This window comes from Cyclobacterium sp. SOCE241, assembly GCF_056867545.1.
This window is the reverse complement of record NZ_CP149779.1, coordinates 5,911,682-5,925,205: the sequence shown is the minus strand read 5'-3', so window position 1 is coordinate 5,925,205 and position 13,524 is coordinate 5,911,682. Positions and strand designations below refer to the sequence as shown.

The following is a 13,524-nucleotide window of genomic DNA, read 5'->3' as shown; positions in this document are numbered from 1 at the left end:
ATGTGGTTAAAATTAAAAATGCTTTCTGTTAAAGACCTCTGTCAATACCACGGCATCTTTTAAGGTTTCAGGATTTTTCAAAATTTTAGCGTATTTGTTACCAACTGTATATTCGCCTGCTACATCTACAACTTCTCCTAAAATCTTTTTATTGTCATCCAGGTCAACTTGATCGTCAAGTTTAACCAAGGGCTGTTTGATACTTCGGTAAGCACTGGTATGTGTTTTTTCTTTTGGTAAAATTTCTTTCTCTGAGATAGGAGGTAACTCTTCTTTTACCTCCGAATAATCATGATCAGAAACCTCATCACTCCATTCGTCTCTATTGTCTTCAGGGAAGGTTTCCGTTTGATCTTTTCTAATTTCTCGTAACAACTCCTCAAAGGACGGCCCTTGCTTTGGAGCTCGCTCATTATCTTCCTTTTCAGCATACTCCTCCTCGGGTTTCTTTTTCACAAAAGAAGTATAAATAAAATAGAAAATTACTGCTATTAAATATAATACCGTGCTACCGTCCATAATCGTCCGTAGTGATTTGAAATTAAAATTACAAAAATTATCCGGTATGAGACTATTTTTTTGACAGGGATCAAATAAAAAGGTTCAATGGTTTTCTTAGAAATTAAGCTGAATAAATCCTCCAAAGCCTTTCAAAATGGCAAAAAAAATGAGCTTTATTTTAACATAATATGACTATAGTCATTTAATGTTAAATTTTTAATTATTCTTCTTTTATTTAAAATAAATTGATTAAATTATAATATTATTTAAATACAGATTATAGTTGTCATAAAACCTGAATCCTGCCATGAAAACTGCACCCTTAACCCCCTATCAATTAGAAAAAGAAATCGCTTGCCCTAACTTAATGGTCAAAACGCGTTACGGAAATGTTAATTTAAAGTCAATAATTAAAGGTCAAAGAATTATTATTTACACCAACCCTTCTGCGTTAATTCCAAAAACCGATGAAGATCGACACAAACTCATAACCGCTTTGACCAAATTAAAAGAGCTCAATTATCACCTCATTGGGTTTAACATTGATTCATTCGAGGAGCATTTGTACGCCACCAACTGGCTTAATTCTCAACTTGATGATTATTTGGTCTTCCCAATCTTTTATCAACCGATGAATGATTTGAAAAGAGATTTGGAACAAAAATTATCCATGAGAATAAAGATTGATAACCCAATTTATTTCATCAATCAAAAGGGCAATACCCAATACATTGTCAATGGAGATATCCAAAAGTATAAAGACATGGACAATATTGTAAGCTTAGCTTCAAAAATGGTTTTAACCAATCAAAATTTCGACAAAGTATTGTCTCTCAATTGATAATTATAAGGCGGTTAAAACTAACTGGTTTGTACGACCAAGACGGCAAACACTTTTAGTCCGTAAAAAATTGCGGTTAGGGGGTATCTTGTGCTTTGGCCAAAAAACTTATTTGATCCAATGTAATTCAACTTACTGAGGCAATGGCAGGGTCTAAATTTTGATCATCTGAGGGGACTATGTTGTTTTGGGCATGACTAATTTGGGAATTGGTTTTTGAAGACAAGAAAAGATTTTCTTCATTAACCTGTTTATTTAATTTTTGAATACCGGCTTCCATTTTTGCACCAAAATCAACTTGAATATTATCAGTATAAGCCATCCCTTGAAACAATGCATTTTTCCCTATGGTTAGCCTACTTAATGCGACAACCTTTCCTTTAACTTCTCCTAACACCACTATATGCTCGGCTTCAATATCCCCCAGCACTTTTCCACTCTCTCCGATGATAACCCTCTTCTTGGTACTAATATTCCCTCGAATCTCACCTTCTATTCTTACATCATTTTCGGCAGTAATATCACCTTCTAGGTGAAAACCACTCGAAAAAAAAGATACAATATTTGAAGGGTTGAGCTTTGATTTCATGTTGTTGGTGGGCTAGCAAGTTACGGGGCATAAAAACATACTCCCCTATTCGACAGGTGAACGTAAATAAAATAAAATTTGGTGAAACTTCACAATTAATTAAATAAAAGGATTTTTTAGTAGCAACAACCAAAAATTCAATTTAAATCACTCTATTATTATATACTTTTCTTCGAAAAGCACATTCTTCAATAATCAGCCTTTTTATTTCACAAAACATAATTGTTTCCTGAAGCTAATTTTTCAATAAAAATCTTGTGTTACCAATAAAAATCAGGCCTCTTTATCCCAAATTCTTCCCAATTGATTTATCCTCAATGTAAAATATAAAACTCAGGAGCTTCAATGATAATTTAAATAGTTCCCCAATAAAAGGTTCGGGGCAATAATAATAAGAGAGAAAAAACCACCATATTCAAAAACTAGGGAAAGCTGAACTGCACACATTTGTAAATTGAATGGTTTGGGTTAAATTTGTTTAGGTTTAAATCGAATACATGCAACTCTCCAAATTAGAAATAAGAGGCTTTAAAAGTTTTGGTGATAAAGTAATGATCCACTTTGACAAGGGAATCACTGGAATAGTAGGCCCAAATGGTTGTGGCAAGTCAAATGTTGTTGACGCAATTCGGTGGGTACTTGGAGAGCAAAAAACCCGGATGCTTCGTTCTGATAAAATGGAGAATGTAATTTTTAACGGAACAAAGAACAGGAAACAGCTCAATATGGCGGAGGTATCCCTCACCTTCGAAAACACTAAAAATTTATTACCTACAGAATACACACACGTCACGATCACCAGAAGATATTATCGTTCCGGAGAAAGCGAATACCTGCTAAATGGGATCACTTGTCGATTAAAAGACATTACAAATCTTTTTATGGATACTGGAATTAACTCCAATAGCTATGCTATTATAGAGTTAAAAATGATCGATGAACTGCTCAATGATAAAAATAATTCAAGAAGGGATTTATTCGAAGAAGCTGCTGGTATTTCAAAATTCAAAACTCGAAAAAAGAAACCCTAAAGAAATTAGGTGATACAGATGCAGACTTGGATAGAGTGGAAGACCTGCTGTTTGAAATTGAAAAAACTTAAAATCGTTAGAAAAACAAGCTCGACAGGCTACCCGGTATTTTGAAATAAAGAAAGATTATAAATCTGCAAGCATCGCACTTGCTAAAAAAGGGGTAGTTCATCAAAGAGATGTATTAATAAACCTCAACAAAAAACTAGAACATGAAAACGATCAAAAGCTTAAGCTTAATGCTGAGCTAGCCCATAAAGATGCTTTATTGGAGAACCTTAAAGCAGAAATGATCCATAAGGAAAAGTTGCTAGGAAGTAGACAAAAAACCTTAAATGAACATGTTCACAAAATTCGGCAATTTGAAAGTGATAAAAAAATTAAGAATGAAAGACTCCGCTTTCTTCAAGACAAGTCTCACCAGCTGAGAGAGCAGATTGAGCAAGATAAAAAAGCAATGAAAGAGCCGGATTTAGCATCAAATCACTGGAACAAGAGCATCGAATTTCGGAAAAGCTTACTCAAGAGAAAGAACAAACTGTAGAAGAATTAAAAGCTGTTTACGAGGAAAAAAAGGCTCAGCACAATGTCTCCCTCGAAAAACAGAAAGTGATGCAAAGTACTTACTCTCGAAAGCGAGATGAATTGTACCAATTATCAAAAAGCCAAGAGATCAAGCAAATCCAACTCACAACCATTAAGCAGGAGCTGGAGAAAACCGCAACAGATGACAACAGTCAGATTGAAAATTTGGCAGGTTTTGAAGAAAAACTAGGCCTCATAAAAGCGCAATTAGACAAAGAAAACACTGCCTTTGAAGAATTAAAAGAAGAAGAAGCCGCCCACCTGGCCAAACAAGAAGAAACCTCCAGATTGCAAGAATTGATCCGAGAGGAACTTACCCAACTCAATAGAAAACTGGATGCCAAAAGCAATGAATACCAGCTGACAAAATCCTTGGTTGACAACCTTGAAGGATTCCCTGAGGCAATAAAGTTCCTAAGAAAAAACAGTCAATGGGGCAAAAACATGCCTTTGCTATCAGACATTATCACTACAGATGAAAAGTACCGAGTAACCATAGAAAATTTTCTTGAAAACTACATGAATTATTATGTGGTTGACAATGATACCGAAGCAATCGCTGCCGTGAAACTATTAAGTGATTCCGGCAAAGGAAAAGCTCATTTTTTTGTATTGGAAAGGTTCGAGAAATTTAGGGCTAGTCAAAATAAGCTATTTCCCGATGCAGTGGCTGCTACAGAAATAATCGAGTATGATTCCAAGTATGCGCCGCTAGTGGCTTATTTGTTGGATGATGTCTATATCTTTTCCGGAGACATTCACCAAGTACCAAAATCTCAAGAGGGTATTTTCATTACAGAAAGCGGGAAATTCATCGACAGAAAATTTACCATTTCCGGGGGATCAGTAGGCCTCTTTGAAGGTAAAAGGATAGGTCGGGCAAAAAATCTGGAAAAACTCGACAAAGAAATAAAAGTACTCCAGAAAAAAATAAATGAGACCAGGGCCAATCTCGATAAAAAAACAGCTGAACTATCTAAATTAAAAGCCGTTAACTTCAAATTATCGATTGAAGAAAAACAGCTCAAGGTCAATGAATTGAACCAAGACTTTGTTTCAATTAAAACGAAAAAGAGCAATTGGCGGAAATGCTAAATTCCAATGCCAATAAAAAGAAGATATCGAGGATAAGATCTTTACTCTCACTGAAGAACTAGAAATTATCGGCCCCAAATTAAAGGAAGAGAAAGAAGCCTTCGATTTACTTGAAGAAGAAATCAACAATATCAATGCTGATCTGCAGGAAGATGCGGAAGAACTTTCTCACCGCTCCTCACAGTTCAATGAAGAAAACATCCTTTACCATCAACTATTAAACAAACTCCAAAGCATTGAACAAGAAATAAGCTTCAAAAAGAGTACTTACGAAAGTAGTAAAGAGAGAATTGAAAAGGCCCAGACCGATTTGGGGCAAACAGAGCAAGAAATCATGTCCTTGATTGACAATAATGAAGTAAAGGACGATGAGCTTATAGAACTGTACGGGGAGAAAGACAGTATAGAATCCGGGGTAAATGATGCCGAAAAAGACTATTATGCTGCAAGAGGCGAAATTGATGAAGTAGAAAAAGGTATTAGAGAAATTCAAAGGAAAAAAGAGCATTCTGACGCCCTTTTAATGGATCTAAAGCAAACCACCAATGAAATTAATTTGAAGCTAAGCGGAATTAAAGAAAGGCTTAGTGTAGAATTTGAGTTGGATCTGGATGAGATTATGGCTGAGAACCCTGATTTGGACGAGGAACATGCTTCCAAGTCTGAAGATGTTTTGAGGGAAGAAGTTCAAAAGGCAAAATCAAAATTGGAAAAAATGGGTCCGATTAACCCCATGGCTATGGAAGCTTATGACGAAATTAAGGAACGTCATACTTTCATAACAGCGCAAAAAGAGGACCTTATTCAAGCAAAAGATTCTTTAATGTCAACGATCAAAGAGATTGATCAGGTGGCCAAAGAGACTTTCATAGATGCTTTTGAAAAAATAAAGGTCAACTTCGTGAAAGTCTTTCGCTCACTATTTACCGAAGAGGATGACTGTGACTTAAAACTAACCAATCCGGAAATGCCTTTAGATAGCACCATTGAAATAATTGCTAAACCTAAAGGGAAAAGACCTTTGACGATTAACCAACTCTCAGGGGGTGAAAAAACCTTAACAGCAACTTCTTTACTGTTTTCCATTTACCTACTAAAACCTGCTCCTTTTTGTATTTTCGATGAAGTAGATGCACCATTGGATGATGCCAACATTGATAAATTTAATCAGATCATTCAGAAATTCTCGAATGAATCTCAATTTATCATTGTCACCCATAACAAACGAACCATGGCAAGCACTGATATAATTTATGGCATTACTATGATTGAGGCAGGAGTATCAAGAGTGGTACCGGTAGACTTAAGAGAATTGGTCGATGAAGAAGCTTCTCAAGGATAACTCTGCCCTAGCCCTCCCTCTATAGGGAAACATCTACGAGAAATATTGGAGTAATTAGATAATTTCAGCACTATTGTAGGTAGGACATACTTGTTAAAAAAATAGGATTGAGTCCTCCATTTCATTTATCACACCCAATTCTATTGTGTTCTGCTGTGTTGTGGAAAACATTGGAGAAAAGGATCAATAAGTATTCCCCAAAAAGGATAAACCTATTGATCCGTTTACTGTGTTTTATTTGGGGAGAAAAGTAGCCAACCTACCATATACCCAAGTACCAGCCACGGCACTAAGTAAGGAAACGAAAACTACAGTAAATCCTGTACCAATCTGGGCAAACAATGGTCCGGGACAAGCTCCGGTAATGGCCCAGCCTAATCCGAAAATAAAGCCCCCGTATATTTGCCCCCTATTGAACTTCTTATCCTTTATTTTGATAGGTTCACCATTAATGGTTTTAATCGAAAACCTTTTAATGATTTGAATGGAGAGCATGCCAACAAGAATTGCTGAACCGATTACTCCATACATATAAAAAGATTGAAAGCGAAACATTTCTTGAATCCTAAACCAAGAAATTATTTCTGCTTTTACGAAAATAATTCCAAAAAAAGCCCGACAAAGAGGTACTTTAATAAAGCCAAACCAGATTCCCCTTGCCTCGCTTTAATTTTTGAGTCCTTACTTTTTTCAATCTCTTTTTGTTCAATTTCTTTTAATAACATGTCAATAAATTTATATTTTATTTGAATTAAAAGCCTACCAATGTCATGATGAAAGGCAGTAATAAATGGGTCATTACTAGCCCTCCTATCATAAAGAATGCGGTAGCCACTACAGAAGGCCATTGAAGGTTACTTATGCCCATTATGGCATGTCCTGAAGTACAACCGCCAGCATACCTTGTACCAAAACCAACCAAAAAGCCACCTACCACCATAAAAAAGAAACCCTTTAAGGTAAAGAGATACTCCCAGCTAAATATTTCTGCAGGCAAAAGGCTTTTAAAATCAGTCAATCCCAACGCCCTCAAATCTCTTTGGGTGCTTTCAGCAATGACAATTGCCTCAGGGTTTGACAAAAATATGGCAGCCACTACTCCTCCTAAAAACACTCCTGCCACAAACATTAAATTCCAGATTTCTTCTCTCCAATTGTATTGAAAAAAGGGATTTTTGCCGGAACACAGATTGCACAAACATGTCTTAAGGAAGAAGAAATACCAAAAGATCGGTTTCCTAATATTAAGAGGATCGGTACAGTTAGCCCTATCATAGGGCCTGCTATGTACCAAGGCCAAGGTTGACTGACCCAATTCAAGAATTCATTCATTATTATATTACATTATTGTTAATAAAAGGAATTAAAATTATCCCAAGGACATAGTCAGAAGTACAGGCGTACTTTTAAGACCCCGCGATGAATCACTAAAATGAGCTAAAATTACATTAGATAAGGATGGGATAATTATGCTATTATTAGAGCGTGCTAAATGATTACCACTTAGCGCGCCCTAGTTTATTGGTTACAAAATCCTGTCAGTTTATAACATGGTTGTTGGACAAGCATAATCACTGACAGGGAATTTTTCGGATGATTTAATGGCTGCAAATCCCCCTTTATATTGATTAAATTGTCATAACCTCTAGCCCTAAGAACGGAGCAGAAAATCATGGAACGATAGCCTCCTGCGCAGTGTACCATATAGGTCTTATCTTTATCTATGGTCTTCATGCTATCATTGATATAATCCAAGGGAGCATTTACAGAACCTATTACATGCTCACTAAAGTGTTCACTTGCTTTTCGAACATCTAAGACAATATTTTCGGGAGAACTTTCAGACAACTTTCTAAACTCATCGACATTAATTGAAGGAATGTTATCTATTTCTTTCCCTGCTTTTCCCCAAGAATTCATTCCTCCTTTAAGAAATCCCAAAGCATGATCATAACCTACCCTGGCCAATCTGGTAATGACCTCTTCTTCCCTACCTTCATCTGCTACAATCAAAAGCTCTTGCTTCACATCCGGAATTAGCGTACCTACCCATACAGCAAAACTTCCATCGATCCCAATGTTTATTGCATTAGGCACGAACCCTTTAGCAAAAACCTCAGGATCTCTTGTATCAAGAATTATTGCTCCTGTTTGATTGGCTAAGTATTCAAAATCATTTGGATCAAGAGCTTCTTGACCACGTTCCAAAACATCATCAATACTGTCATAACCTTGAATGTTCATCATCACATTCTGAGGGAAATACGCCGGGGAGGTGTAAGCCCATCCAATACTTTTTCAACAAATTCCTCTTTGCTCATTTCCTGCAAAGCATAATTTGTTTTCTTTTGATTGCCTAGGGTATCACTAGTGTCCTTACTCATATTTTTACCACAAGCACTGCCTGCACCATGTGCCGGATAGATAATCAAATCATCAGGTAGTGGCATTATTTTATTCCTTAGGGAATCATACAAGTGCCCGGCTAATTTTTCTTGCGTTAAGTCTTTAACCACTTTTTGTGCAAGGTCAGGCCTTCCAACATCCCCTATAAATAAGGTATCACCTGTAAATAAAGCTTCAGGATTTCCTTCCTCATTGATCAATAGAAACACAGCACTTTCCATGGTATGTCCCGGAGTATGCAGTACTTTAATTTTACTTTTACCAAGGATAAATTCTTGGTTGTCCTGAGCAACTATGGCATCAAAACCCAACTCCATTTCGGTAGGACCAAATACTATAGAAGCTTTGGTTTTTTTGGCCAGATCCATATGTCCGCTAACAAAGTCTGCATGAAAGTGGGTTTCAAATATATATTTAATTTTGGCACCATTTTGTTCAGCTTTATCAATATAGGGTTGAACTTCTCTCAATGGGTCAATGATTGCTGCTTCCCCATTGGACTCTAAATAATAAGCTCCTTGAGCTAAACAACCTGTATAAATTTGTTCTATTTTCATAGTAGATTTCAATTCAATTAATGATAGCATAAAACTACAAGGGAAATCTATATTCCAATATGACATTAGTCACACAAGTAGTTCTATGACGGAATCAGAACAAATAGAAGAGGCTAAACCGTTCAAAAGAAAAATACATTGGTTGAAATTTACAGAATAAATCTGCAAACTTGGTAGTCAGGGGGCTTGGAGAAAAACGAATCCAAGGTTTGATGAAAAAAAATAGAGAAAAAAAAGCTGTTTCCATAGAAACAGCTTTCAAAATAACTTATAAAATCCTATACTTAGTTTTCAACTTTACCTACAGAAGCATACATAAGTTTCCTAGCATCAGCTTCTCTTAGTTCAAATTGAATGTCACTAATTGGTCCCATTTTAACGTCTCTATCGGCTTTAAGAGAAATCCAAATTTGGTCTCTTTCAGCTTCAGAAAGCGCATCTTTTTGTTGGTTTACCCAAAGGACAAGGTCTGAAGTATTGATCAACACATCATTGGCTTGGAGCCTAGGCTCAGAACCGTATAATGAAGTGTTTTTAGGCTTTCCAATGTACAGATATGATATCAAAGTTTTCTTTTGAATCTTCTGCAACTGTGTTGCCTGTGGGATCTTTTGCTCAACCAATATTGTTTGTTCCCTTAATACTGTTGTTACCATAAAGAAAAACAACAACATAAAGATAATATCAGGCAATGCCGAAGTTGGAATATTGGTATCCGCTTTGGTTTTCTTTTTAAACTTTGACATATCAGCTTCCGGTTTTATCAGGTTCAGCAATGGAAATGGCCATAGGAATATTCTCTTTTCCTCTGTCCATCAATTCCTTTTCAGCAGGAGTCTGACCTGACAGGGTTCTATACTCTTCTCCTGTAAGCCCTACACGCTCTCCATAAATTTCGAAGTAGGCCTGTTTTACTAAATCCAAAACCTCCAAGTAGGTCTCATAGCTGGTACCTCTATTGGTTTTGATAGAGATTACCGCGCCACCTGACATTGGATGATCTGAAGATTCAGGGCTTTGATCTGCCAATCCTTTCAAGGAAGGAGGCAAACTATTGAACAAGGCGATAGCATCTTCATCAGGATTTCCGAAATTCAGAATAAATCGTTTGATTTCGTCAGAAAGACCATTTAAATCATTTCTAAACTCCCCTTCGATCAAGAGATCATCGTTTGCATTGATAAGAATATTAAAAATATTCCTTTCGTTTAATTCAACCTCTGGTGGGGGTTGATTAGGATCTTGCTTGGGAGGAAGGATGTTCATAATTCCTTTATCCGAAGCAATGGTTGTGGTCACGAGAAAGAAGATAAGGAGCAAGAAGGCGATGTCTGCCATCGATCCTGCATTTACCTCCTGAGCCATTCTACCTCTCTTGCTAGCCATATTATTTAATTATTTTATTAATTTCTGTAATTACAATCCCAACAATTGCAAGTAAAAACAGGGCATAGACTGTTATCAATACACCACCGACCATTTTAGCTCCTTCAGGAGTAATATTGAATGGGTCAGCCATATATTTTGCAGCTACGTCACCACTAGCGCTAGAGTAAGCTATTCCAAATACAGCAGCAATTATAACAACTCCTACGAGTGTTTTTAAAAGGCTCTTAGGATCTCCTAAGGAACTGATCAATGGCATAATTAAAGCTAGTATCGAGCCGATAACAACTAGTAAGTACCCTGCATATAAGAATATATCAGTAGTATCCATTTTATCTTAAATATATAAGTGAATAATCATTTTATTGAAAAACATTAAATTGACTAGAATTATCTAGTCAATTTATGCTTAACCAAAATGTCTACTAAACTGATGGAAGCATCTTCCATATCATTTACGATAGAATCAATTTTAGCCACACAATAGTTGTAAAACAACTGTAGGATAATCGCAACGATCAAACCTGCAACTGTGGTCAAAAGGGCAATTTTAATACCACCTGCAACAAGAGATGGAGAAATATCACCGGCAGCTTCAATTGAATCAAAGGCACCAATCATACCAATTACAGTACCCATGAAACCTAACATTGGAGCCAAAGATATGAATAGAGATATCCAAACAAGACCTTTTTCCAAACGTCCCATTTCTACAGATCCATAAGCTATGATAGATTTTTCTACCATTTCAATACCCTCAGAGTATCTCATTAGACCTTGCGTGAAGATAGATGCTACAGGACCTCTAGTTCCTTTTGTTACATCTTTTGCGGCTTCAATTCCGCCTTCATCTAACGCATTCTCTACTTTAGCCAACAATTTCTTGGTGTTAGTCGTAGAAAGGTTTAAGGTAACGATTCTCTCCAAAGCTACAGCTAAGCCTAAGATCAAACACAATAATACCGGAGTCATAAAGGTAGGATCACCCTCAATAAACTTGTCTTTTATAACTTGATGAAAAGATTGCTCTTCAGCAACGATGTCATCATCAGTCATAACTGGAGCTGGGGCCGGAGCAGCTTCTACCGGTGCGGCCTCTTCAGTAGTATCAGCTTCTGATTCTGTTTCTGTTTCTTCTTGTGCTTTTGTGATCATCGGAGCAAATAAAATTCCGAAAAGCATGAACAAAGCGATTAACTTTTTCATAGTGTAGTTTTTAATAGACATTTAAAGGTTGAACGGTTTCTAATTTTAAATTGATTTTTAAAGTTATAATTTTTTCGGCTCAAATTGCAAATGATTCCATTATAATTTCTGAGAATTTGTTGCAAATCCTCAAGTAATATTCATTTGACAGGGGCTAAGCCCTTGAAATTCCTACTGTTCTCTAATTTGCAATATAAGAAAAAAATTACTCACTTTCATAAACGCCAAATCCTTCATCTAGTATATGAAGCAAAGCCTTTACTTATATAAAACTAATTATTTAAAAGTTAATACGCAAATAAATCTCTTATTAATATAAGCCTATCCGACTAAATATCAAACATTTAAGCTTATTATTCTTTGCAAAAACCCAAGGACTTTCTGCGAAATGTTAAGAATAATGCCTACCCCGACTCGAATTAATCTCGAACTTTCAGGTAATTCAGTTTCCTATATTAATATGTTTCCTCCTTGAATTCCACATATAATTTTAGACCAATTCCTCCTGATATTTAATTAAACTCCATTAATCCTCTTCAACGCTAAGTCCCGATATCCACAAACTGGGTCACAGCTGTTTTTTCTTCCAATTTATAATAAAGTAGCTTCTTTTATGATTAATGGCTTTGCATTCCACTCCTTATAATAAAGATTCATTCAAGTTAATTCGAAAATCAGTTAATAATCGAAGACAAAACTGATGCTTAATCACCTTTTTAGGCAAGGCTCAAAATACATCCTCTATCAATTAAAAAATTTAACTTCTATACCCCTTATTTCTGGACTTTGTAGTGGCCCATATTTAACTTAATTTTGTTGATTCATCGAATCCTGTAAACACCTATATGAAAGAATGTGAAATTTGCCAAGGCTCGGAATTCAAAGACATTGTTGCCCAAGAACGAATGTATGATACAGGAGATATTTTTAATTATATAGAATGTGAATCTTGTCAAGCACTCTTTTTAATCGACATTCCTGCAGACCTTGGCAAATACTACCCCTCTAATTATTATTCCTTTGGTCCTTTCAACCGTAGCAATGCCCTTTTGGCACTTCTCAAAAAACTAAGGTATAAAGCATTTTGCAGGGGCTCTCTTTTCATTCTCCGGTTTACTATGATTGGCTCTCTCCACTTTCCCTAAATCCAAAAAGTAAAATTGCTGATATCGGATGCGGAAATGGACAACTATTAGCTGAAATGGCTTACTCGGGTTTTAAGCAGCTCAATGGATATGATCCTTTTGTAAAAGCAGCTTTTTCTTCAAAAAATTTTTCTATATATAAAAAGGACTTTTTGAAATTGATCAGAAATTTGATCTGGTAATGTTTCACCATTCTTTTGAACATCTACCCAGTCCTGTTGAGGTCTTTAAAAAACTTGTGACCATCTTAAACCCGGAAGGGCAAGTATTGATCAGAGTGCCTGTCACCGATGCCCAAGTTTGGAAAGAAGAACATACTTATTGGTTTCAGCTGGATGCACCAAGGCATTTATTTATCCCCAACACCAAATCAATGGAAATTTTAGGGGAGAGGTTTGGACTTGAACTTTTCAATACCACTTTTGATAGCATGGACAGTCAATTTTGGGGAACAGCTTTGTACAAAAAAGGAAAACCTTTGGTTGGCACCGACATCCACCAAGAATTCAGTAGACAAGAACTGACCGAGTTTCGGAATAAAGCACTACAATACAATAAATTGAAAATAGGTGACCAAGCTTGTTTTTATTATAAGAAGAAAGCTCAATAAATAGAACATCCACTCAATCAATTCTATGTCTTCCCAAAATTTGAAATGTTTGATTCCATATCAACTTGAAATAAGCTATAAGCTTACTCTTGCCTGATCAAATCAATTTTGCCAAGAAAAAACCTTAAATTGCTTTCTACGTTAGCGAATGGTCCTATGCCGTTCCAGAAAAATTAAGTTAAATCATCAATCCTAATAGAAATCAAGCTTACTTTAACCAAACCATACAA

The 13,524-nt window shown here is 36.0% G+C and carries 9 protein-coding genes and 4 pseudogenes; 4 read left to right on the top strand and 9 right to left on the bottom strand.

Annotation, left to right across the window (positions count from 1 at the left end; genetic code table 11):
- Positions 1-12: 12 nt before the first annotated feature.
- On the bottom strand, positions 13-456 hold the full coding sequence (locus WG932_RS30085) for a hypothetical protein (RefSeq protein WP_483086345.1): 444 nt from the start codon (positions 454-456) through the stop codon (positions 13-15).
- A 352-nt stretch (positions 457-808) separates the two neighbouring features.
- Here WG932_RS30085 and WG932_RS30080 point away from each other — a divergent pair, with 352 nt between their 5' ends.
- Positions 809-1,342 carry a redoxin domain-containing protein gene (locus WG932_RS30080; protein WP_014021362.1) on the top strand — a complete coding sequence of 178 codons (534 nt, stop codon included), beginning with the start codon at positions 809-811 and terminating at the stop codon, positions 1,340-1,342.
- A 127-nt stretch (positions 1,343-1,469) separates the two neighbouring features.
- On the opposite strand, the gene WG932_RS30075 is transcribed toward WG932_RS30080, so the two are convergent.
- Complete coding sequence (locus WG932_RS30075) at positions 1,470-1,931, bottom strand: bactofilin family protein (protein ID WP_483086344.1); 462 nt, start codon at positions 1,929-1,931, stop codon at positions 1,470-1,472.
- A gap of 497 nt (positions 1,932-2,428) precedes the next feature.
- Here WG932_RS30075 and smc point away from each other — a divergent pair.
- A pseudogene (smc, locus tag WG932_RS30070) lies at positions 2,429-5,984 on the top strand (chromosome segregation protein SMC).
- Positions 5,985-6,218: 234 nt separating this feature from the next.
- On the opposite strand, the pseudogene WG932_RS30065 reads toward smc, so the two are convergent.
- The 7 genes and pseudogenes from WG932_RS30065 to WG932_RS30035 form a co-directional block, all read right to left on the bottom strand.
- Positions 6,219-6,709 (bottom strand): annotated as a pseudogene (locus WG932_RS30065) (DUF6691 family protein).
- Between the two features lie 26 nt (positions 6,710-6,735).
- Positions 6,736-7,316, bottom strand: a pseudogene (locus WG932_RS30060) (YeeE/YedE family protein).
- Positions 7,317-7,527: 211 nt separating this feature from the next.
- Positions 7,528-8,947: pseudogene (locus WG932_RS30055) on the bottom strand (MBL fold metallo-hydrolase).
- A 284-nt stretch (positions 8,948-9,231) separates the two neighbouring features.
- Positions 9,232-9,693, bottom strand: coding sequence for an ExbD/TolR family protein (locus WG932_RS30050; RefSeq protein ID WP_014021356.1), 462 nt, complete (start codon positions 9,691-9,693; stop codon positions 9,232-9,234).
- A 1-nt stretch (position 9,694) separates the two neighbouring features.
- Complete coding sequence (locus WG932_RS30045) at positions 9,695-10,333, bottom strand: ExbD/TolR family protein (RefSeq protein WP_014021355.1); 639 nt, start codon at positions 10,331-10,333, stop codon at positions 9,695-9,697.
- A gap of 1 nt (position 10,334) precedes the next feature.
- On the bottom strand, positions 10,335-10,664 hold the full coding sequence (locus WG932_RS30040) for a hypothetical protein (RefSeq protein ID WP_014021354.1): 330 nt from the start codon (positions 10,662-10,664) through the stop codon (positions 10,335-10,337).
- Between the two features lie 59 nt (positions 10,665-10,723).
- The gene (locus WG932_RS30035; RefSeq protein WP_014021353.1) at positions 10,724-11,539 is read right to left on the bottom strand and encodes a MotA/TolQ/ExbB proton channel family protein; all 816 of its coding nucleotides are present in this window, start codon (positions 11,537-11,539) and stop codon (positions 10,724-10,726) included.
- 845 nt (positions 11,540-12,384) lie between these two features.
- Between WG932_RS30035 and WG932_RS30030 the strand changes: the two genes are divergently transcribed.
- Together WG932_RS30030 and WG932_RS30025 are read left to right on the top strand one after the other, a co-directional pair.
- Positions 12,385-12,684 carry a hypothetical protein gene (locus WG932_RS30030; RefSeq protein ID WP_483086343.1) on the top strand — a complete coding sequence of 100 codons (300 nt, stop codon included), beginning with the start codon at positions 12,385-12,387 and terminating at the stop codon, positions 12,682-12,684.
- A gap of 157 nt (positions 12,685-12,841) precedes the next feature.
- On the top strand, positions 12,842-13,294 hold the full coding sequence (locus tag WG932_RS30025) for a methyltransferase domain-containing protein (protein WP_483088750.1): 453 nt from the start codon (positions 12,842-12,844) through the stop codon (positions 13,292-13,294).
- The last annotated feature ends 230 nt before the right edge of the window (positions 13,295-13,524 follow it).